This is a genomic window from Cellulosimicrobium sp. BMG9.23 (genome assembly GCF_059159985.1).
This window is the reverse complement of sequence record NZ_JBZGBZ010000012.1, coordinates 114493-134988: the sequence shown is the minus strand read 5'-3', so window position 1 is coordinate 134988 and position 20496 is coordinate 114493. Positions and strand designations below refer to the sequence as shown.

The following is a 20496-nucleotide window of genomic DNA, read 5'->3' as shown; positions in this document are numbered from 1 at the left end:
CACCTCGCCTTCGAGTACTGCTGGGAGCCGGACCTCGGCGTCGAGGCCCGGATGCACCGAACGTAAACCCGGGCACGCACATGGCTCCACCGACGCCCGACACGCTGAGCAGTGTGAGCGCCGTCACGTTGCTAGGGTGAGCAGCATGCACAGCGCCGACGCTGTCGACCTCGACCTCCTCCTCGCGCTCCGCGACGACCCGCGGGCCACGATCGTCGCGCTCGCCGACCGCCTGCGGCTCTCGCGCAACACCGTCGCCGCCCGGCTCGCGCGCCTCGAGGCCGAGGGCGCGTTCCTCGAGCTCGACCGGCGCATCGACCCGCACGTCCTCGGCCACCCGCTCACCGCGTTCGTCGAGGTGCAGCTGCGGCAGAAGGAGCTCGCGCGCATCGTCGAGGACGTCGCGCGCATCCCGGAGGTCGTGCAGGCGCACGGCCGCAGCGGGACCGCCGACCTGCGCGTCACCGTCGCGTGCCGCGACACCGACCACCTGTTCCGCATCGACGCCGCGATCCTCGCGATCGACGGCGTCGAGCGGACCGAGACGTCGCTGTCGATGGGCGAGCTCATCCCCTACCGTCTGCGCCCGCTCATCGAGAAGCAGCGCCGGGGGTCGTGAGGCCCGCCTGGACGTCGTCTCACGGCACCGGCCACCGGCCCTGACCCCGAGCGCTACTGTCTGCCCCGTGGATCACCGCTCGGATCGTCCGCTGCTCTTCCTCGACGTCGACGGGACCGTGATCCCGACCGCAGGCGTCCAGCTGCCGTCGACCCTCGACGACTGGAACGCGACATGGCAGAGCCCGTCGAACCCTCACCTCGGGACCATCACGGTCGCCCATGGTCCACGGTTGAGGCGGATGCCCTGCGACATCGTCTGGGCGACCGCCTGGATGCACGATGCGAACAGGATCGTCGCGCCGCTGCTCGGATTCCCCGACCTCCCCGTCGCAGACCTCGGCGAACTGCCCGGGATCGACGACCCGACCTGGTCCGAGAACGACGAGACGGCCGAGCTGAGCTGGAAGACGCGAGCACTCGTCAGGCTTGCGTCAGGCCGTCCCTTCGCCTGGATGGACGACGAGCTGACCGACGTCGATCGGGCCTGGGTCCGCGCGAACCACAGCGGACCAGCACTGCTCCACCGGGTCGACCCGCGCTTCGGGCTCACCGCGACCGACGTCTCCGCGCTCGAGGTCTGGCTCGGCTCGCTCTGAGCGTCCGTCGGACCGCCACCGTCACATCGGCGGTCTACCCCTCCGTCGCCAGGCGGACGCAGAATCCCGACAGGACGATCCCGCTCGCAGCGTCGAGCGCTCGGCGCACGGTCCTGCGCAGGAGCCTGCGGCGGAACGTGCTGACGAGCGCGACGACGGTCAGGCACCAGATCGTGCCGATGAGGGGCACCGTCCAGGCGTGGGCCAGCACCGTCGTCCACGAGGCATCCGTCGGGACGAACTGCGACAGCAGCGACAGGTAGAAGACAAGAATCTTGGGGTTCGTCGCATTGCACAGGAAGCCTTGTCGATACGCCAGCCACGGGCTCACACGCTGGCCCTCTTCGGTGGACGGATACACACCGCGCACCGCGCTCCTCAACATCCCGAACGCCAGCCACGCGAGATAAGCCACCCCGGCCCACCTGAGCACCGTGAAGAGCGGTTGCGCCCTCACGATCAGTCCGGCGAGCCCGACCGCCACGAGAAGGCCCTGCGCCGCTGCGGCGGAGCTCACGCCGGCCGTCGTGAGGACTCCTTGCCGCCGACCGCCGCTCAGCGTGTTGCGGACGACGAGTGCGAAGTCCGCGCCAGGAGACAGCACCAAGGCGACGACCACGACGACGAACGGCCACGTCACGTCCGCACCCTATCGGGCCGCGCTCCGCGGCACTCCGGTCCTCCGGGCACGACGCGCCGTCGTGCCGTCGTGCACGCCCTGGAGCGCCATCGAACATGACCTGGCGGTCGCCAGCCGTCGGATGACGACCCTCATGTCGTGTTCGGCGTCGTGCTCGACGCGTCCGAGCCGGCCACATCGGCGGCCTTGACCCAGGGGCCGAGATCCCGCATCGGGACGCCGTCGCGCGCCGGCACGACCCGGCGGTCGACGCCGTCGATCCGCACGCGCACGGGTTCGGCTCTCGGCGCGCGGTCCGCGACGACGTCGTACGACACGACCCTGCCGTTGCGCCACCGCACGCTCACCTCGTAGCCGCCACGCGCGCGGAGGCCGGTGAACGACCCCTCGGCCGACCACGCCGCGGGCAGGGCGGGGAGCAGGTGGACGAACCCGTCGTGGCTCTGGAGCAGCATCTCCGCGACCGCGCCGGTGATGCCGAGGTTGCCGTCGAGCTGCATCGGCGGGTGCGTGGCGAGCAGGTTCGGCAGGGTGCTGAACCGCAGGAGCCCGCGCACCATGGACCGGGCGCGCTCCGCGTCGCCGAGGCGGGCGAAGAGCGCCGCGCGCCACGGCCACGTCCATGAGCGACGGCTGTCCCCCGACACCGTCGCCTCGTCGAACGGCACCCCGTCCCGCTCGCCGCAGCGGGCCTTGAGCGAGACGAGCGCGGCGGCCCGGAGCTCCGGCGTCGCGACGGTGATCTGCCGCCCCGGGAAGACGGCGAACAGGTGCGACGTGTGCCGGTGGAGGTCCTCGGGGTCGTCCCGGTCCTCCTGCCACTCCTGGAGCTGCCCCCACCGCCCCACGCGGTTCGGCGCGAGCCGCGCCAGCAGCCCGGCGACGACGGCGCGGTGCTCCCGGTCGGCGTCGAGCGCCACCGCGCAGTCGAGGTAGTTCTCGAACAGGTCGCGCACGATCTGCTGGTCGTGCATCACGCCGTCCTCCCGGGGACCGTGCTCGGGCGACCAGCCGTCGGGGGCGACGAGCGCGCCGTCGGACCGCTCTACGAGCCGGTCCTCCCAGAACTCGCACACCTCGCGCAGCACCGGATACGCCGTGGCCTCGAGGAACGCGCGGTCCTGGGTGAAAGCCCAGTGCTCGAAGAGGTGCTGCGCGTACCAGGCGCTCGCGACGGTGTTCCACTCCCACGCGTTGCCGCCGAAGATGCTCTGCGACGTACGCGCGGTCCAGCCCCGGGTCCCCGCTCCGAAGGCGTGGCGCGTCGCGACCCGGCTCGGCACCGCGACCTGCTCGACGAACGCCGCGAGCGCCTCGTGCGTCTCGGGCAGGTTCGTCGTCTCCGCGCCCCAGTAGTTCATCTGGACGTTGATGTTGGTGTGGTAGTCGCACGCCCAGGGCGGCTGGTTCTCGTCGTTCCACAGCCCCTGCAGGTTCGCGGGGAGGCCGCCCGGGCGCGACGACGCGAGCAGCAGGTAGCGCCCGTACGCGAACAGCGTCTGCTCGAGCGACGGGTCCTCGCCGCCGTCCGCGTACCGTGCACGACGGCGGTCCGTGGGCAGGGCGAGGACGTCCGGCGCGGAGGTCCCCCAGTCCACGTGCACGCGCGACATCGCCTCCGCGACGTGGGCCGTGTGCTCGGAGCGCAGCGCCTCGTACGGCCGCGCCGCCGCCGCGGCGATCGCCGCGCCGACGACCGGCACCGGGTCGTCGCCCCGCCAGCCGTCGGCCGCGCTCAGGCGGTAGTCGGTCCGGGCGTCGACGAGGAGCGTCAGGCTCGTCGCGCCGACGACGCGCAGCCCCGTGCCGTCGGCGGTCACCTCCGCCGTCGGCTCCGGAGCGGCCGTGCCGACGCTGCCGACTGTCGGACCCGTCGCGACGACCTGCACGGCGGCCGCGTGGCGGAGCCCGTTGGCGAGCACGCCGCGGAACGCGAGCCGGCGGGCCGTCGAGTCGACGGTGGTCGGGGCGTCCTCCTGGGCCGAGTCGAGGGTGATCGTGGCGGTGAGGCCCGACGGCGCGTCGGTCGTGCAGCGCAGGACGAGGACGTCCGCGACGTGGCTCGCGAAGGCTTCGCGCCGCACGGTCCCCGCCGGCGTCGCGAACGTCGTGGTGTGGATCCCGACGGTCGGGTCGAGCGCGCGCCGGTAGCCGGTGGACGCCCCGACGTCCGAACCCTCGAAGGCGACGCGCAGCGCGCCGAACGCGCGGTACGAGCCGAAGCCTGTGACGCCGATGTCGAAGGCGTCGTCGGGCACGCCCGCGAGGGCGTTGTCGTAGCCGTTCGTCCCGCCCCACAGGCTGTGCTCGTTGAGCTGGACGACCTCCTCGGAGATCCCGCCGAACAGCGTCGCCCCGAGGCGCCCGTTGCCGATCGGGAGCGACTCGGAGGACCAGTCCGTGGCGGGCGCGTCGTACCAGAGCGCGGCGGGCGAGAGCGCGACGGGCGCTCCGGCCGGCGACGACTCACGGGCGAGGGTCACAGAACCTCCGGGGCGCCATTGGTCGGGTGTTTCCCCGACCAAGCTGGGGCGGGGAGCCGGTCGGGACGATGTCGAACCCCGGGTTGTGATGCTGTCGACGTCCAGAAGGAGCGACAACCCCGGGTTCGGCATCGTGCGGTCTCCATCCTCACCCATCAATGATCAGATGTATACGTCACGGCCGTGGGATGCGGAGGTGATCGTCGGATCCGGCGACGCTCAGCGCAGGTCCCGGACGTAGGCGGCGGCGCCGTCGTACGCGGCGATCCGCCGCTCGTAGTACGTGGCGATGATGAGGAGAAGACCGCCCGCCGCGGCGAGGGTCAGCATCCAGGGGCCCGCAGAGATACGCGTCCCGAGCTGGGAGACGAACACGACGAGGATCTCCACCGGGAGCACCGCGACGCCGAGGAGGAACGGCGCGGCGAGGTGCTTGCGCGTCCCGACCAGCACCGCCGCGAGGGCGAGCACCACGACGAGCATCGCGCGCCAGGTCCGCGCGTCGGTGTAGGTCGCGAGGACCGACGGGCCGAGCGTCGCGAGGATCCCCGGCGCGAGCAGCGCCCACGACCCGACCCGTCCGAGGGGCCACGCCCGACGCCCGGCACCGGCCGCACCACCCGTACCGCCGACCGGATCGGCGCCCGATCCGGTCGCCGCGCCGCTCGCCACGACGCCAGCGGGCCCGGTCCCGGATGGCGCGACGCCGGAAGCGACGGGCACCGACGACGCGACGAACGCGAGATAGCCCGCGACAAGCAGCCCGGCGCCGAGCGGCAGCGAGAACACCTCGACGCGCAGCTCGCGCGGCGACCAGGCACCGATCGCCGCGGCGAGCGCGAGCAGCCACGTGAACCAGGCCGGCGGCAGGTCGTCGAGACCTCGCAGAGCGCGTCGGACACCGACGACGACGAGCGCGACGAGCAGCACCTCGACGACCCAGACCGCGGCGATCGCTCCCCACACGGGCCGCACGTTCGCCACGACGCCGACCACGACGAGCACGAGCGCCGGGGCTGCGGCCCAGCTCCGCACGCGCTCGCGCCACGCCCCTCGGGCGACACGTGCCGCGAGCAGCCCTGCGCCGGCTGCGCACGCCGCGCCCGCGAACGCCCACGCGGATCCGAGCACGAACAGCGCACCGCCGCCCGGCGCGTGCGCCACGTGGAGCGACTCGACGGTCCCGGCGCTCGCCGCCAGGACTGCGAGCCCGCTGAGCCGGGCGACCGCGGGACGCGCCCAGGCAGGGGCAGGTCGTCCCCGTGACGCCAGCGCCGCCGCCCCGACCACGAGCAGCCCCGCGGCCGCCACCAGGCAGGTCGCCCGCACGTCGCCCGCGCTCGACCGTGCGACGAGCACGACGAGCGACGGCGCGACGAGCAGCGCGCCGCCCGCCGTCGCGAGGTCCCATCCGCGACGTCCGCGCCGCGCGAGGAGCACGCCGACGACGACGGCCGCGACACCCGGCGGCGCCGTGTACGCCTCGACGAGACCGACGCCCGCGTCCGCGAGCGCCGTCCAGACCGCGACGGTGGTCAGCGCCGCGGCGAGCCACCACGCCGCGAGGCGGCCCGGGGTGCGCGCGACGAGCGCCGCGCCGACGGCGAGGAGCAGCAGGACCGCCACGGCGACGTCGGGCCCCGCGGCAGGACGCGCGTACGCGAGCCCGACGGCGATCGTCCCCGTGACCGCGGCGCTCGCCTCGAGCACCTCCCGGAGGCCGCGCGCGTCGCCCACCCTCGCGCCGACCGCGTGCCCGACCCCGCGGGCACCGGCCGCGACCGCGGCGACGAGCGCCGCGACGACGGGCAGCACGACGGGCGACCCGCTGCCGGGGACGAGCATCGCGCCCGCGCTCACGACCGCGACGGCGGCCGTCGGCAGGGCGAGACCTGCACCGCCGAGCCGCAGGGCCGGTGCCGTGCCCGGACGCCGGGTGCCGACGAGCACGACCTCGAGCGCGAGCATCGTGAGGCACGCGACGACGGACCACCAGCTGCGCGCGGTCGCGACGGTCGCGACCCCGACGAGGAACGGCACGGCGGTCACCCCGAGCACGGCCCACCAGGTGTCGCGCCCCACGCGCGGGACGAGCGTCGTCGCGAGCGCCACGACGGACGCCACCGCGGACACCGTGCAGAGGGCCGCGACGCCGTCGAGGCCGGACCAGCCGAGCGTCACGCCGAGGACGACGAGCCCGTAGGCGTACGCGGCCGCGACGAGCGGCGCGTGCGCAGGACGCGGGACGGCTCCACGCACCGCGAGGAGGAGCGCCCCGACCGCGACCGCCCCGACGGTCGCCGTCGGGCGCGACGACCACGACCCGACGAGGAGGAGACCGGTCGCGGCGAAGACGCCCACGATCCCGACGGCCCGCCAGCGGGCGACCTCGCCGCCCGCCGTCGCGACACGTCGTCGGGCGCACGCCACGAGCAGCAGGGCCGCGAGCGTCGCGAGCAGCACGAGGGAGGACACGCCCGCGAGCCGCGGGTCGAGCACGAGGCCGAGCACGAGCACGAGGGCGAACCACGGCGCGGTCGCACGGCCACCTGTCGTGACGGGGCTCGCGGTCCGGACGGGGCCTGCGACGGTGCCGGGTCTCGCCGCCGTGCCGGGAGCCGCGGCCGCGACGACGCTCTGGCTGCCGAGAGACAGGCGCCCGGCGACGAGCGCCACGACGAGCAGCGCGAGCACGCCGACGTGCACCCCGGTGACGAGCGGCCCCGCCCAGAACACGGTCCCCGGGCCTTCGACCGAGTCCGTCCACCATGCGTCGCTGCCGAGCGGCGTCGTCCCGAGCCGCGCGTCGGTCCCGCTGGCCGCACCCGCGACGACGTCGAGCGCGCGCGCCGGCAGTCCGAGGAGCGCGCCCGTGCCGAGCAGCAGGACGGTCAGCCCGCCGCCGAGCAGGAGGTCCGAGCGGGACCGGGACGCCAAGGGCGTACCGCCACGGAGCGCCGTCGCGACGCGCGGGTCGCTCACGGCGACGATCGCGAGCCAGCCGAGGGCCGCGCACGCGGGGATGAGCCCGACCCGGAGCAGGTCGTCGGTCACCCCGAGCAGCCCGGTGGCGAGCACGGCCGTCACGCCCGTCGCGGTGAGCCACGCGCGCTCGTGCGTGACGAGCCGCAGCACGACGGCGGCGAGCGCGCACGCGAGCACGAGCCCCGACGCCGCGGGACGTCCCGGTGTCCCCGGTGTGTCGAGGGCCGTCAGCGAGACCAGGACCGCCAGCGGGAAGAGGACCGCGCGCACGACCTGCGACAGGCGGCGCTCGGGCGCGAGCGTCGAGCCGAGCCGCGGTCCCGTGCGTCGTGCGACGACGCCCACCGCAGCGGACACGAGGCTCGCCGCGAGCAGGCCCAGCACCCAGGCCCACGCGCGCAGGCCGGCGGCTGCCACGAGGAGCGGCACCACGGGGGCGAGCACGACGGCGCTCGTCACCCAGGCGCGCACGCGCGCCCGGTCCCCCACGACGCCGAGCACGACGACAACGATCCCGAGGACCAGCGCCCGGGCGAGCGCGGGGTCGACGCCGGCGAGCAGCCCGGCCTGGAGCGCGAGCTCCGCGTCGACGAGCGCGAGCACGACCGCGAGCGCCGCGACTGCCTCCGCCGACGACCGCAGCCCGGTGCGGCGCAGCAGGACCGCCACACCGAGCGTCAGGACGGTGACCACCCCGGTCGCGACGGCCCGCAGCGCGAGGGCGTCGCCGAACGTGAAGAACACGAAGACCACCACGGACACCGCGAGAAGTCCCGCGCCGGCCGCTGCCAGGACCGGCTGCAGACCGATGCCGGCCGCGGGCGCGGATCGAGGTCCGGGCCTCGGCATGGGCGAGTACCCGGGAGCCGGCACGTACCCCCGAGCGGGCGCGGGCCTCGCCGGCCCCTGACCCGGCACCGGACCCGGCACGGGTCGCGGCGCTGGACGCGGCACGACGCGTCGACCGGGAGCGGCACCGGGAACGGGCGCGGGAGGGGAGCCGGTCGTCGACGCGGTACCGGCGCGTGGCCCGGGCACGACGGCGCGTGGCCCGGGCGGCGGGGCGTATCCCGCGGGGCTCGCGTGCTCGCGGGCCCACGCCGCGGCGTCGGGCTGGGCGGCCCGCAGCGCGTCGAGAGCGTCCTGGCGCCGTCCGAGCGCGTCGGCGGCCTCGCGCGACGCGCCGTCGATCGCGAACGCGAGCGGCCCGACGAGGTCGAGGCGGCAGTGGTCGCAGCGGGTGGAGCGCAGGTGCGCGGCGCACGCGGGGCACGAACGGGTGTCGGGCAGCCGCGCCAGCGCGACGTCGACCCACGGCTCTCTCATGCGCACATCCTGGCGAACCTGGGAGCCCGCTGGGGCACTGTCCACAGCGGGAACCGTGGCAGTCTCGTGAAGACCGCGGCGGCGACGCCCTGTGTGGCCCGCCGGACCCTGCCGAACCCCGGGTTGTGCGTCACTCGGACGTCGACATGCCGCCCAACCCGGGGATCGGCAACCTCGCCGGCTGCCGCCCCGGCAACCTCGCTGGCTGCCGCCCCGACAACCTAGCCGGCCGCGGCCTCGACGACCTCGGCCGGCCCACGATCGAGGGCCACCGACGCCGGACCCGGCACCGCGATCGCCGCGATCGCCGTCGTGATCGGGATGGCGAGGACGAGGCCGATCGATCCGACGAGCGTGCGCACGACCTCCTCCGCGATCTCCCCCGACGTGAGGCTCGTCGCGAGCGACTGGTCCGACAGGTACACGGTCATGAGCAGCGGCAGCGCGGCGCCGACGTACGCGAACGCGATCGTGTAGACGGTCGAGGCGATGTGGTCGCGGCCGATCCGCATCGCCCGTGTGAACAGCTCGGCCCGCGTCGCGAGCGGCGCGACCGCGCGCAGCTCCCACACGGCGGACGCCTGCGTGATGGTCACGTCGTTGAGCACGCCCATGCCCGCGAGGACGAGCCCGCACAGGACGACGCCCTGGATGTCGAGCGACGGCGCGTACTGCGGGATCCACAGCGACTCCTCGGACGTGAGGCCCGTGATGTTCGACGCGCCTGACCCCCACGACCCGAGCAGCGCCGTGAGGGCGAGGCCCACGAGGGTGCCGAGCAGCGCCGTCGACGTCCGGGCCGTGAACCCGTGCGCGACGTACAGGACCACGAACATCACGAGCGACGACGTCACGAGCGCGACGCCGAGCGCGTCCTGGCCGGTGAGCAGCGCGGGCAGCGTGAACCAGCCGATGACGGCGAACGCGCCCGCCAGACCGGCGAGCGCCGCGAGCCCGCGCCACCGCGCGACCGCCAGCACGACGAGCGCGTACGCGGCGGCGAGGATCCCGATCGGCAGGCCGCGCTCGAAGTCGAGGAACACGAACGGCGTCCCGCCGCCGGCCTCCGCCCCGGCGATGAACAGGACCCGCAGGCGGTCGCCCTCGTCGAACCCGTAGGCGAGGTACTCGGGCGGCGCCTGCACGGTGATCTCGTCGCCCCCGACGTCCTGGCCTCCGGCGCGCGAGCCGTCGTCGAGCCGCGCGAGGACCGACGACGTCTCCTCGTCCACCGGCCCCGTGACCGTCGCGCGCAGGACCGAGCTGCCCTCGGCGGCGACGGGGATCCGGGCGGGGACGTCGGACGCCGCGGGCCAGAGCGCGACGAGCCCCGTCAGCGTGGCGAGCAGGAGCGGCACGAGCAGCGCGGTGAGCGTCAGGCGCACGCGCCGGGTCGCGGGGCCGTGGGCGTGCACGGGTCCCTGCGAGGCGGACGGGGCGCGCGCCGCGCGGCGGGTGGTCGGAGCGGTCACCGCACGATGCTGGCACGAACCGGTAGCATCCGTGCGCCGCGTGCGCTCGCGCGCCCTCATCTGATCTCAGGAGAACCGCAATGGCCACCGTCGACTACTTCCTCTCCGGCGACCACGACGCCGCACGCCACCACCTCGCCACCGCGCTCCACGAGCAGGGCTTCACCGTGACCACCCTGCGCAGCGGCCAGTGGTCGGTGGAGCGGGGGAGCAAGAGGAAGACGTTCTGGCTCGGCGCCTTTGCCGGGAAGAACCAGCACCTCGTGTTCACGGTCGACTTCATGCAGCAGGACGGCGCACTGGTCGCCCGGATCCAGCGCCCCACCGGGCACGGGGCGATGGCGGGGGCCATCGGCGTCGCGCGCTCGAACAAGGCCTTCACGGAGGCGGACCAGGCCGTGGGCACGCGTCTCACGCAGGCCGGGATCCTCGCGAACGTCGTCCACGCCTGACCTGCCTGCGCGGCGCCGCGCAGCCACGCAGCCACGCCCCGCGCGCGGACGACGAAGGCCCGGTTCCCTCGCGGGAACCGGGCCTTCGACACGCTGACCGACCGGCGACGGCTCGGTCAGCGGGACGTCACTTGGCGACGGCCTTCTTGAGCAGGCTGCCGGCGCTGATCTTGACGCCGAAGCCGGCGGGGATCGAGATCTCCTCGCCCGTGCGGGGGTTGCGGCCCGTGCGGGCGGCACGCTCGACGCGCTCGACGGACAGGAGGCCCGTGACCTTGACGGCCTCGCCCTTGCCCAGCGACTCGATGAGCACCTCCTGGAAGGCGTTGAGGGCCTTCTCCGCGTCCGCCTTCGACAGGTCGGCCTTGCTGGCGATGGCCGAGACGAGCTCGGACTTGTTGAGCGACATGCGAATCCCTTCCTCGGTTCACGACGCGCGGTGGTCACCACGCGTCGTCACGGTCTCAGTGTGCCAGCCGAGAGGCCGTGCACCGGGGACAACACTAGGGAACACGCGGAGTTTCGCGCGACTTCTGGCGCCCCAGGTGGCGTCGAAGGTCTCTGCGGTCAGCCGGCGGCCTCGCACACGAGCCCCTGCTGGAGGGCGTCGAGGTTCGCCCGCATGGTCTCCAGGTAGTCGGATTCCTCGTCGGTGTGCCCCTCGAGCGGGTCCAGCATGTCGGTGCCGACCCCGAGGTCGTCGGCCAGCGTCTGGGTGACCTTCGGGCTCACGAGCACCTCGAAGAACAGCGTCTCCACCCCGGCGTCCTCGACGACGCCACGGACCTCGCGCAGCCGCGCGGGCGACGGCTCCGCCTCCGGGTCGATCCCCGAGATGCCGACCTGGACCAGGTCGTACCGCTCGGCGAGGTAGCCGAAGGCCGCGTGCGAGACGACGAGCGTCGCGCCCGCGCACGCCGCGAGTCCCGTCGCGTACTCCTCGTCGAGCGCGACGAGGTCGGCCTCGAGCGCCTGCGCGTTCGCGGCGTAGTCGTCGGCATGGTCGGGGTCGACCGCCGAGAGCTCTTCGGCGACCTGGTGCCCGACCGTCGCGAGCCGTGTCGGGTCGAGCCAGAAGTGCGGGTCGAGGGCGGAACCCTCCGGCGCCGCGGCGGCCGAACCGTTGGGCCCGGCCTCCAGGCCCGCCGCCTCGGCCGAGTCGAGCACGTGCTCCGGGTCACGGGCGGCGATCGCCTCGTCGGTCGAGGGCTGCATCCCCGACAGGAAGACGACGAGGTCCGTGCTCCCGATCTGCCGCACCTGCGCAGGTGACAGCTCGAGGTCGTGCGGCTCGGCCGCAGGGGGCGTGAGGTTGCTGACGGCGACGTGGTCGCCGCCGACGCGCTCCGCGACGTACTCCAGCGGGTAGAAGGACGCGAGGACCTCGACGTCGTCGGCGCCCGCGTCCGCGGGCGTGCAGGCGGCCGTGAGCGTCAGGGCGAGGATCGCACCGGCGGCGAGGGCGGCGCGGCGGCGGGGGCGGGTGCGCGCGGCGCGCGTGCGGCCGCGGGGGTCAGGGCGGGTCATGGGGGTGCTCCGTGGATCGGTGGCCGTCCGGCGAGGGGCGGGGCCGCGCCGGGGGACGTGGACGGCCGCGGCACCCGGTCGACCTGACCGGGTACCGCGGCCGCGCGGTGCTGGGGAGGGCGGGGCGAGGTTCAGCCCGCGGGCGTGGTCTCCTCGTCCGCGTGCTCGTGGTCGTGGCCCTCCTCGGAGTGGTCGTGGCCCTCCTCGGCGTGCTCCTCCTCCGAGTGCCCGGCGTCGCTCTCGCCGTGGTCGGCCGAACCGGCCTCGACGTCGCCGGAGACGCCGTTGATCTCGTTGGGCTCGACGTCGAGCTCGACCGTGTTCCAGACCTCGCCGGTCTCGATGTCGACGGCGTGGATCGCCTGGTTCTCGGGGTCGGTGACGTACGCAGAGCCGTCGAGCATGAAGATCGCCGGTCGCGGCGACTGCCACTCCTCGGGCTCCTCCCACGCGTCGACCACCGGGATCGAGCGGACGAGCTGCTTGGTCGCCGGGTCGATGACGTGGATCTGGCCGTCCGTGCCGAGCACGAGGGCCTCGCCCGCGTCGCCCCGGGCGAGGGAGCGGAACGTGTAGCTCGACGGGAGGTCGACGAGGGCCAGCTCGCCCGTCGCGGTGTCGGTCAGCGAGACGCGCGTGGGGCGCTCCAGCTCGGCGTCGGGGTCGGACTTGTAGTCGCCGAGGACGACCGTGGACTCCTCGCTGCCGGCCTGGTTGCCGATGCGGCCGTAGGCGTCGGGGCTCGCGACCTTGGTGATCGTCCCGTCCTTGTAGACGAGGACGCCGTCCTCGCAGCCGATGAGCACCGCCTCGTCGGCGGCCACGGCCTCGCCGTGGACACCGGGGCACTCGTCGGACGCTGCGATCTCGGCGCCCTCCGCGTCGAGCACGCGGATGCCGGTGCGCGCGTCCTCGGTGCCCTCGGAGACGACGAGCGTGCCGTCGGACAGCGCGACCGCGACACCGTGGTGCGCCTCCGGCGTCGCGAGCTCGCGTGCCTCGCGCGACTCGTCCGCGACGTCGCCGGAGTCGAAGACCGTGATCTCACCGGTGCCGTCGTCGAACAGCGCGGTGCGTCCGGCGTGCACGACGGCGTGGCCCGGCGTCTCGGCGTCGAACATCACGTCCGTGAGCTCGGGGTCCGCCGTGTAGTAGTGCGAGTGGTCGCCGTGCGGCTCGGCCCAGGCTCCGCCGTCGAGCACCTGGAAGCCTCCCGCCGTCGAGACGAGCAGGTGGCGGCCGTCGCCGGCGCCGTTGAGGCGGTTGAAGCCGTCGAGCTCGAAGTCCTCGAGGACCTCGAGGGTCTGGGCGTCGAGGACCTGGATGCCGCCGTCGTAGGTGACGGCGAGACGCGGGGTGCGGGCGGCGGCCTCGGCGGGCTCGTTCGCGGCTTCCTCCGCGGCCAACGAGCTCGTGGTCTCGGCGGCGGGCTCGCCGGACGAGCAGGCGGCGATCAGAGCGAGCGGGAGGAGCATCGCGAGCGCAGCGAGCGGTCGGGTGCGGTGGCGTGCGGTGTGGGTCATGCGGTGGTCGGGCTCCACGGCGGTGGGCGCGCGGAACCCACTCCTTTCCGGTGGTCAGGGATGCCGGTCGCCCGGCTCGGCGTCACCCTAACAGTAATTAGAACCGTTCTCATTCTCGTCTGTGCGGCTCATCTGTGCGGCTCGCCTGAAGGTCGACCGACGCACGAACGGCTCGAGCGATGCACCGGTGGGTGCATCGCTCGAGCCGTGGCGCATGGCCCGCGCCGGTCAGCCCTGGCGGGCCTTCCAGCGCGGGTTGAGCCGGTTGATGACGTACGTCTTCCCGCGGCGCCGCACGACCTAGGCGCCGGGCTTGTCCTTCAGCGAGCGCAGCGAGGCGCGGACCTTCATCGCCCGCCCCCGCCCTGCGTCGCGCCGCGGGCGCCGTAGCGCTGGCGGAACCGCTCGACACGGCCCGCGGTGTCCACGACGCGCTGCGTACCGGTGTAGAACGGGTGGCTCGCGCTCGAGATCTCGACGTCGACGACGGGGTAGGTGTTGCCGTCCTCCCAGGCCACCGTCTCGCGCGGCACGCCCGGTCCGCCCGGGTGGTTCCCGGCGAGCGTCGACCGCGTGAGGAACGCGAGGTCGGCCGACTTGTCGCGGTAGACGACGGGTCCGTACTGGGGGTGGATGTCCTTCTTCATGCTTGCCTCCGTACTGCTGGCGTGACGGCGGCGGCCGTCACCAGCTCGACTTCGTGACTCCGGGCAGCTCGCCGCGGTGCGCCATCTGACGCATCCGCACGCGCGAGATCCCGAACTTCCGCAGATAGCCGCGCGGGCGGCCGTCGCCGACGTCGCGGTTGCGCAGGCGCGTCGCGCTCGCGTCGCGCGGCTGGCGCTGCAGCTCCGCGACCGCGGCGGCCTTCTCGTCGGACGTCGCCGTGGCGACGACGCGCTTGAGCTCGGCGCGCCGCTCGGCGTACCGGGCGACGACCGCCGCGCGCTGCTCGTTGCGCACGATCTTCGACGTCTTGGCCATCAGCGCTCCTCGCGGAAGTCGACGTGCCGCCGCGCGACGGGGTCGAACTTGCGCAGCACGAGCCGGTCGTGGTCGTTGCGGCGGTTCTTGCGGGTCACGTAGGTGAACCCGGTGCCGGCGGTGGAACGCAGCTTGATCACGGGACGCAGGTCCTGGCGGGTGGCCATCAGAGCTTCTCCCCTCTCGCGAGGATCTCCGCCACGACGACGTCGATCCCCTTGCGGTCGATGGTCTTGATGCCGCGCGTGCTCACGCGCAGCGTGACGTGGCGCCCGAGCGAGGACGCCCAGTAGCGCTTCTTCTGGATGTTGGGGTCGAAGCGTCGCTTCGTCCGCACGTGGGAGTGCGAGATCGAGTGGCCGAACCCGGGCGAGGTGCCGAGCACCTGGCAGACGGCGGACATGGTGTTCCTTCCTGGACGATGCCGAGACGATAGGTACTGAGAATCGTTCTCGTCAAGGTGTAGAGTCCAACGCACCCGTCCACCCGGATGTTCCCGGCCAGAACTGGAGCCCCTGCATGACCACCGATCACCCGGACCTGCTCGGCACCCGCCTCCCGCTGAGCGTCCTCGCGACCGTCGACCCCGTCCTGCGCGACGCGGCCGTCTTCGGGCTCGCCGTCGGAGGGGAGGGAACCGTGGTGCTGCGCCACGACATCCTCGCCCTCGACGGCGAGCTGCGACGCGTCGTCGTCGACGCCACCGGCGTGGTGGAGGACGTCCGCGTCCCGCTCGAGCACGCGTGCCTGTCGTGCGCGGTGCGCGAGGACGCCGTCCCCACGCTGCGCCGCCTCGCCGACGACGGCCGGTGGGACCACGTCGTCCTCGCGCTGCCGGTCGGCGCCGAGTCCCTCCCCGTCGCGCGGGCGCTCGCCGGCGCGAGCACCCCGGGCGGTGAGCTCGAGCGCCTGCGCCTCGCGACCGTGCTCGCCGTCGTGGACGTCGAGCAGGCGGAGCACGACCTGCTCGGAGACGACCTCGTGGACGAGCGCGGGATCGCCCTGACACCGGACGACGAGCGGGCGGTCGGCGAGGTGCTCGCCGCCCAGCTCGAGCACGCGGACCTCGTGGTCACCACGGGCTCGATCGAGGCGGCGCCCACCGGTTCCGGTCTCGTCGACCGCCTCCGCGGGGCCGGGACCCGCCGGATCGACGGGCTCCACGCCCTCGACGCCGCAGACCTCGCGGGTGGGGTCCACGACCCCGCCGCGGCCGAGCGGCGCGCGCACCCGCTCGGCGCGCGTGGCGAGCGCGGCGCGCGCGGCGAGCGGCGCCCCGGCGACCGCGCGAGCGACCCGGGCGACCGGAGCTGGACCCTCGAGCTGCGCTCGGCGCGCCCGTTCGACCCGGAGCGGCTCCTGCGCCGCATCGAGGACCTCGGGACCGGCCGGCTGCGCTCGCGCGGCGTCTTCCACGTCGCCAACCGGCCGGACTCGCTGTGCGCCTGGGAGGGGGCCGGCGGCCAGCTCTCCATCGGCGGGCTGGGCACGTGGGACGACGCGAGCACCGCCGAGGGCGTGCCCGTCCGCCCGCACACGCGGATCGTCGTCGTGGGTGCCACGGACCCGGGCACACAGGGTGACGAGCGCGACCGGCTGCTCGACGCGTTCGGCGAGGTCCTCTCGACACCCGACGAGCTCGCCGACGGCGGGCTGCGCTGGCTCGGCCGGGAAGACGTCCTCGCGCCGTGGCTCGGCGCGCGCAGCGAGGTCTGACCCCAGCCGTCCTGCCGGTGCGCCGGCGTCCCGGGCCGACGAGGTCCCCGAGGCGGTCGACGACGGCCGTCGTGCCCGGACACGACGAACCGGTGGCGGTCCGCCACGTGAGCTCCCCCCAGCGGAGCTCTCGTCGCGGACCGCCACCGGTCCGGGTGTCGTCGCGTGACCCGTCGCGACGACGTCCCCCACCTGCGAACGAGGGCCGGCGCGCAGGTTCGGGACACCGAACGAGAGTGACCTGTGTCACATCGCTGCGCGGGACAGGCGTCCGCGCATGCCCTCCTGACGGCCGAGAACGTCGTCGTGGCCCGTCCCGACGTGGGGACGGGCCACGATCACCTGGTCGGCGCGCGCGGCGGTGCGGCCGTGCTGCTCATGTCGTCCTCAGACCACCCGGTCACGGCGAGCACGCACCACCCAGGCACCGCCCGCGCCCGCGAGCACGGACGCGCCGACGACGCCCGCGACCAGCGGTCCGAGCGGCGTCGGGGGCGCGCTCGCCGGCAGCGGTGCCGCCGCCGGGGTGCTGAGCGTGGCGGCGGTCGCGACGAAGGTCGGTGCCGGGTGGGCGCCCGCCGGGTCCGTGTCGCTCCAGTCGTAGGACGCGCCCGACGGGCACTCCTGCACGGCGGGGAAGACGAACGCCTGGCCGATCTCGCCGGTGACGCGGACGTCGACGGTGAACGCCGCGCGCTCGCCGTCGGCGACCGGGGCCTCCTCCCCGGACCACGCCACGCCGTCCGCTCCGATCTCGGACGTCCAGCCCGCGGGCTGGTCCGCCGCGAGCAGCTCGACACCCTCGGGCATCGTGACGCGGAGGGCGTCGGTCGGCTCGCCGTCGCACCCGTGGTCGAACGTGAACGTGATCCGCGCGGTCCCGTCGCCGCGCGGCTCGACGGTCTCGAGGAGCACGTGGGCGCCGGCCGGTCCGGCCACCGCGACGCCCGCCACGGCGAGCGCGAGCACGGTGCCCACCCGGGCGAGCGTCCGACGGGCTGCGCCCTGCGAGCGCGGGGTGTCCGTGGTCATGACGCCACCTCCAGGGGGATCTCGACGATCGGGCTCTCGTACTTCGACGTCCGCACGTTCACGGTGACCGTCCACGACCCCGCGAGAGGGAGATCGAGCGGCGCCTCGTAGGTCCCCGGCCCGGTGCGCACGAGGGTGTGCGCGAACGGCCCGAGCGCGGGTTCGGCAAGCGTCGTCGTGACCACGGGGTCCGCGACGGGCTCGAGCGGGGCCCCGTCGGCGTCGAGCAGGACGAGCTCGAGGGCGTTGACCCCGACGGCGCCCGGCGTGACCCGGGCCTCGAGCGTCCCGTCGCCGAGCGGCCGGGTCTCCTCGACGACCGTCGGCCCGGCGTCGTCCGCCACGGGGACGGTCGCGACCTCGTCGACGGGGCTGCGCGAGACCAGCACGCCGGTCACGGCGAGGACGACGACGAGCAGTCCCGCCTCGAGCGCGATCGTCCGGCCGAGCCGGCGCGACGCGACGTCGAGCTCCACCTCGGCGGTGCTGGTCGTGCGGCGCGGCGTGCCGCGCGTCGTGCGGCGCTCCGCCCGGGCGGCGAAGGACGGGACGAGCCGGTAGCGGTTCCACGCCGCGACGGCGACGATGCACAGCGCGACGCCGACCTTGACGAGGAGCGCCTGCCCGTACGCCGTCGACACGAGCGCCTCGACGGTGCCGACGATCCGCCAGCCCAGCACGACGCCCGTCAGCGCGAGGGCGAGCACGACCCACGCGCCGAGCGCGGAGAAGCGCGTCACGGTCACCGCGGCACGCCGCTCGTCGACCTGGGACGACCGCGCGAGCATGAGGGCCAGGCCGACGACGCCACCGAGCCACACCGCCCCGGCGACGACGTGCAGCACGTCGGCTGCGACGACGAGCGCGGCCGGCCCGAACGTGCGCGTGTGCCCGACGAGCACGAGCGCACCCAGGGCGAGGGCGGAACCCCCGAGCGCGACGCCCGCCGGCCAGTCGGCACGGCTCTCGCGCGCCGCGCGAGGCGCGAGCAGCGCCGCGCATCCGAGGCCGACGATCCCGAGCGCCGCGACGAGGGCGGTGTCGGACGTCAGGCCCGTGCGCCACGTCGCGGCGTCGAGCACGGCGTCCAGCCCGCCCCCGGCCTGCCACGCCGGCGTGAGCGGCACGCTCAGCACGAGGCCCACGACGCCGACCGCCAGCCCGACGAGCCGGGCACGCTGCAGCCGTGACCGCAGCCGCGGCATGGCCCCGGGCGTGGCGTGCAGGACGAGGAGCTCGAAGACGACGAGACCGGCGACGAGGAACGTGCCGAGGTAGACCGCGGCCTGGTCGGCCGCACGCACCGCGACGAGCGCGCCGCTGGGCTCGGCGACCTGCGCCTCGACCGTCGTCGCGCTCGGTGCACCCACGGAGAAGCTGAACGCTCCGGCGACCGGGTGCGAGTCGAGCGAGACGACGCGCCAGCTCACGACGTACGTCCCGTCGTCGAGCGTCTGCGCGGGGGTGATCACGAGGGCGTCGTCGACGGCCGAGGCGTCGACCGCGACGTCCGACCCGTCGGCGGAGAGCACCGTCGTACCGCCGTCGACGGCCCGCACGGGCTCGTTGAAGGTGATGGTGACGGCGTCGGGCGGCGCGTCGAGCACCGTCCCGTCCCGGGGGTCGGTGTCGACGAGGACGGCGTGCGCCGCGGCCGGGCCGCTCGTGAGGATCACGAGCAGGAGCCCGGCCACGGCGCCGACGACCAGCGCCACCACCCGGTGCAGCACCGGGAGGCGGGTCGTGCTGGTCATCGTCGTGTCAGCCCTGGGTGCTGCGGCGCGAGCGCGCGAACGCGAGCGCCCCGAGGACCAGGCCCGCGGCGCCGAGCGCGAGGGCCACCCAGGAGACGACGGGCGTGCCCGCGTCGTCCGTGTCCGCCGCCGACGACGCCGCGCTCCCGTCCTCGGACGCCGCCTCCGCGGCGACGTCCTCGGTCCCGGCCTCGGCGGCGTCCGCGGCTTCCGCCGCGGTCACCTCGAACGACGGCGCGGGCGACTCGAGGTCGTCGCTGGTCTGGCCCTCCGCGGGGATCTCGACCCACGCGGTCTCGCCCTCCTCGCACGTCTGCACGGTGGGGAAGTCGAGCGTCTCGCCCGCGGCGTCGGGCAGCTTGAGGGACAGCTCGAACGAGTCCCGGTACCCGTTCGGGACCGGGGTCTCGGCGGTGTACACGATCTCGGCGACACGCTCCGTGTACTCGCCGCCGTGCCCGTCGTCCACGGGCGTCTCGAGCTCCTCCATGACCTTCTCGACGGCCCAGCCGGGGTGGATCTCGGGCGCGACGGACAGGATCTGCTCGGGCATCTGGATGGCGATCTCGGTGGTCGCCGACTCGCCGCAGCCGTGCCCGAAGGCGAACGTCAGGACGGTGTAGGAGTCGGCGGTCGTGGTGCTCGGCGTCACGGTGACGTGGGCGGACGCGACGGTCGCGCCCGCGACGACGAGACCGGTGGCGAGGGTGGCGGCGCCGACGGCGCGCAGGGACTTTCGCATGGGAGTGCCTTTCGGGGAGATGAGGGTGCGCGCGCGGGCACGACGTCGTGACCCGCCAGGGCGCGCGGGAACGGGACGCCGCGACGGGCGTCCGGGGTCAGGCGGACGCGGGCGGTGCCCGGCCGCCGACCGCCCCGGGGACCGGGGGCCGCCGCACGGACGGCAGCACGCGGCGCGGCAGGGGCCGCACCGGCAGGACGACGGCGCGCGGCGCCTCCGGCACGCGGCGGCGGGTGAGCCACGTCCACAGCCGCCACAGCACGGCGTCGCCGTGACGGAGCACGAGCGCGACGACGACGGTCGCGACGGCGTGGGCCGCGAGCATCGTCACCGTCGCGGCCGGGCCGTCGTGGGCGTGGGCGGACGCGGTCGCCGTCGGCGACAGCTCCGCGGAGCGTTCGAGCACGACGTGCATCACGACCTGCCCCACGCCCAGCAGCGCGAGGAGACGCGGGAGCCCGACCTCGCGGCGCGTCAGCGGGCGTACGGCGACGGTGCTGAGCGCCGCGAGGACGAGCAGGGGGACGACGTCCGGGCGCGACCCGCCCGCGAGGTCGTGCGAGAGGAGCGAGAGACCCACGACGACGGCCGCGAGCACGAGACCGCGGGCGGCGCGCAGCGGCCCGGAGCCCGGGGACGTCAC

General features: G+C 74.8%; 19 protein-coding genes and 1 pseudogene. 4 read left to right on the top strand and 16 right to left on the bottom strand.

Going from position 1 to position 20496, the window contains the following annotated elements; translation table 11 throughout:
- Positions 1–145 precede the first annotated feature (145 nt).
- Both AC4H2G_RS20255 and AC4H2G_RS20250 read left to right on the top strand, forming a co-directional pair.
- Positions 146–619, top strand: coding sequence for an Lrp/AsnC family transcriptional regulator (locus AC4H2G_RS20255; RefSeq protein WP_494367567.1), 474 nt, complete (start codon positions 146–148; stop codon positions 617–619).
- Positions 620–686: 67 nt separating this feature from the next.
- Positions 687–1217 carry an HAD domain-containing protein gene (locus AC4H2G_RS20250; protein WP_494367538.1) on the top strand — a complete coding sequence of 177 codons (531 nt, stop codon included), beginning with the start codon at positions 687–689 and terminating at the stop codon, positions 1215–1217.
- Positions 1218–1251: 34 nt separating this feature from the next.
- Here AC4H2G_RS20250 and AC4H2G_RS20245 read toward each other — a convergent pair whose 3' ends face one another.
- The 4 genes from AC4H2G_RS20245 to AC4H2G_RS20230 all read right to left on the bottom strand — a co-directional run bounded on the left by AC4H2G_RS20245 (position 1252) and on the right by AC4H2G_RS20230 (position 10123).
- Positions 1252–1857 carry a LysE family translocator gene (locus AC4H2G_RS20245; protein ID WP_494367537.1) on the bottom strand — a complete coding sequence of 202 codons (606 nt, stop codon included), beginning with the start codon at positions 1855–1857 and terminating at the stop codon, positions 1252–1254.
- A gap of 131 nt (positions 1858–1988) precedes the next feature.
- On the bottom strand, positions 1989–4340 hold the full coding sequence (locus AC4H2G_RS20240; protein WP_494367536.1) for a glycoside hydrolase family 95 protein: 2352 nt from the start codon (positions 4338–4340) through the stop codon (positions 1989–1991).
- A 219-nt stretch (positions 4341–4559) separates the two neighbouring features.
- On the bottom strand, positions 4560–8651 hold the full coding sequence (locus tag AC4H2G_RS20235) for an SCO7613 C-terminal domain-containing membrane protein (RefSeq protein ID WP_494367535.1): 4092 nt from the start codon (positions 8649–8651) through the stop codon (positions 4560–4562).
- 221 nt (positions 8652–8872) lie between these two features.
- The gene (locus tag AC4H2G_RS20230; protein WP_494367534.1) at positions 8873–10123 is read right to left on the bottom strand and encodes a YibE/F family protein; all 1251 of its coding nucleotides are present in this window, start codon (positions 10121–10123) and stop codon (positions 8873–8875) included.
- Positions 10124–10203: 80 nt separating this feature from the next.
- On the opposite strand from AC4H2G_RS20230, the gene AC4H2G_RS20225 reads away from it, so the two are divergent.
- Complete coding sequence (locus tag AC4H2G_RS20225; RefSeq protein ID WP_494367533.1) at positions 10204–10575, top strand: hypothetical protein; 372 nt, start codon at positions 10204–10206, stop codon at positions 10573–10575.
- 127 nt (positions 10576–10702) lie between these two features.
- On the opposite strand, the gene AC4H2G_RS20220 is transcribed toward AC4H2G_RS20225, so the two are convergent.
- The 8 genes and pseudogenes from AC4H2G_RS20220 to rpmB form a co-directional block, all read right to left on the bottom strand.
- Positions 10703–10984 carry an HU family DNA-binding protein gene (locus AC4H2G_RS20220; protein ID WP_087470693.1) on the bottom strand — a complete coding sequence of 94 codons (282 nt, stop codon included), beginning with the start codon at positions 10982–10984 and terminating at the stop codon, positions 10703–10705.
- Between the two features lie 158 nt (positions 10985–11142).
- The gene (locus AC4H2G_RS20215) at positions 11143–12102 is read right to left on the bottom strand and encodes a metal ABC transporter substrate-binding protein (protein ID WP_494367532.1); all 960 of its coding nucleotides are present in this window, start codon (positions 12100–12102) and stop codon (positions 11143–11145) included.
- Positions 12103–12233: 131 nt separating this feature from the next.
- Positions 12234–13625 carry a zinc metallochaperone AztD gene (gene aztD / locus AC4H2G_RS20210; protein WP_494367531.1) on the bottom strand — a complete coding sequence of 464 codons (1392 nt, stop codon included), beginning with the start codon at positions 13623–13625 and terminating at the stop codon, positions 12234–12236.
- A gap of 228 nt (positions 13626–13853) precedes the next feature.
- A pseudogene (gene ykgO / locus AC4H2G_RS20205) lies at positions 13854–13976 on the bottom strand (type B 50S ribosomal protein L36).
- Positions 13973–14272: a type B 50S ribosomal protein L31 gene (locus AC4H2G_RS20200; protein WP_494367530.1), complete on the bottom strand. Its 300-nt coding sequence runs from the start codon at positions 14270–14272 to the stop codon at positions 13973–13975. Before AC4H2G_RS20200 ends, ykgO begins: the two are co-directional and overlap by 4 nt.
- 37 nt (positions 14273–14309) lie before the next feature.
- Positions 14310–14609 carry a 30S ribosomal protein S14 gene (gene rpsN, locus AC4H2G_RS20195; protein WP_494367529.1) on the bottom strand — a complete coding sequence of 100 codons (300 nt, stop codon included), beginning with the start codon at positions 14607–14609 and terminating at the stop codon, positions 14310–14312.
- A complete protein-coding gene (gene rpmG / locus AC4H2G_RS20190; RefSeq protein ID WP_494367528.1) occupies positions 14609–14776 on the bottom strand; it encodes a 50S ribosomal protein L33 in 168 nt (55 codons plus the stop codon). The genes rpsN and rpmG overlap by 1 nt, the downstream gene beginning before the upstream one ends.
- Positions 14776–15012 carry a 50S ribosomal protein L28 gene (gene rpmB / locus AC4H2G_RS20185; protein ID WP_494367527.1) on the bottom strand — a complete coding sequence of 79 codons (237 nt, stop codon included), beginning with the start codon at positions 15010–15012 and terminating at the stop codon, positions 14776–14778. Before rpmB ends, rpmG begins: the two co-directional genes overlap by 1 nt.
- A 116-nt stretch (positions 15013–15128) precedes the next feature.
- Between rpmB and AC4H2G_RS20180 the strand changes: the two genes are divergently transcribed.
- Positions 15129–16325 (top strand): CobW family GTP-binding protein, encoded by a 1197-nt coding sequence (locus AC4H2G_RS20180; RefSeq protein WP_494367526.1) that lies wholly within the window; start codon positions 15129–15131, stop codon positions 16323–16325.
- A gap of 387 nt (positions 16326–16712) precedes the next feature.
- Here AC4H2G_RS20180 and AC4H2G_RS20175 read toward each other — a convergent pair whose 3' ends face one another.
- The 4 genes from AC4H2G_RS20175 to AC4H2G_RS20160 form a co-directional block, all read right to left on the bottom strand.
- Positions 16713–17357 carry a DUF1775 domain-containing protein gene (locus AC4H2G_RS20175; protein ID WP_494367525.1) on the bottom strand — a complete coding sequence of 215 codons (645 nt, stop codon included), beginning with the start codon at positions 17355–17357 and terminating at the stop codon, positions 16713–16715.
- On the bottom strand, positions 17354–19111 hold the full coding sequence (locus tag AC4H2G_RS20170) for a copper resistance CopC/CopD family protein (protein WP_494367524.1): 1758 nt from the start codon (positions 19109–19111) through the stop codon (positions 17354–17356). Before AC4H2G_RS20170 ends, AC4H2G_RS20175 begins: the two co-directional genes overlap by 4 nt.
- A gap of 7 nt (positions 19112–19118) precedes the next feature.
- Positions 19119–19853, bottom strand: coding sequence for a YcnI family copper-binding membrane protein (locus AC4H2G_RS20165; protein WP_494367523.1), 735 nt, complete (start codon positions 19851–19853; stop codon positions 19119–19121).
- A 97-nt stretch (positions 19854–19950) separates the two neighbouring features.
- Entirely contained in the window at positions 19951–20496 is a 546-nt protein-coding gene (locus tag AC4H2G_RS20160; protein ID WP_494367522.1) for a hypothetical protein, read from the bottom strand.

Coding starts and splice junctions, on each gene's coding strand:
- AC4H2G_RS20255 (WP_494367567.1), top strand. CDS start 146: ATGCACAGCGCCGACGCTGTCGACCTCGACCTCCTCCTCGCGCTCCGC.
- AC4H2G_RS20235 (WP_494367535.1), bottom strand. CDS start 8,651: ATGAGAGAGCCGTGGGTCGACGTCGCGCTGGCGCGGCTGCCCGACACC.
- AC4H2G_RS20225 (WP_494367533.1), top strand. CDS start 10,204: ATGGCCACCGTCGACTACTTCCTCTCCGGCGACCACGACGCCGCACGC.
- AC4H2G_RS20220 (WP_087470693.1), bottom strand. CDS start 10,984: ATGTCGCTCAACAAGTCCGAGCTCGTCTCGGCCATCGCCAGCAAGGCC.
- AC4H2G_RS20215 (WP_494367532.1), bottom strand. CDS start 12,102: ATGACCCGCCCTGACCCCCGCGGCCGCACGCGCGCCGCGCGCACCCGC.
- aztD (WP_494367531.1), bottom strand. CDS start 13,625: ATGACCCACACCGCACGCCACCGCACCCGACCGCTCGCTGCGCTCGCG.
- AC4H2G_RS20200 (WP_494367530.1), bottom strand. CDS start 14,272: ATGAAGAAGGACATCCACCCCCAGTACGGACCCGTCGTCTACCGCGAC.
- rpsN (WP_494367529.1), bottom strand. CDS start 14,609: ATGGCCAAGACGTCGAAGATCGTGCGCAACGAGCAGCGCGCGGCGGTC.
- rpmG (WP_494367528.1), bottom strand. CDS start 14,776: ATGGCCACCCGCCAGGACCTGCGTCCCGTGATCAAGCTGCGTTCCACC.
- rpmB (WP_494367527.1), bottom strand. CDS start 15,012: ATGTCCGCCGTCTGCCAGGTGCTCGGCACCTCGCCCGGGTTCGGCCAC.
- AC4H2G_RS20180 (WP_494367526.1), top strand. CDS start 15,129: ATGACCACCGATCACCCGGACCTGCTCGGCACCCGCCTCCCGCTGAGC.
- AC4H2G_RS20175 (WP_494367525.1), bottom strand. CDS start 17,357: ATGACCACGGACACCCCGCGCTCGCAGGGCGCAGCCCGTCGGACGCTC.
- AC4H2G_RS20170 (WP_494367524.1), bottom strand. CDS start 19,111: ATGACCAGCACGACCCGCCTCCCGGTGCTGCACCGGGTGGTGGCGCTG.
- AC4H2G_RS20165 (WP_494367523.1), bottom strand. CDS start 19,853: ATGCGAAAGTCCCTGCGCGCCGTCGGCGCCGCCACCCTCGCCACCGGT.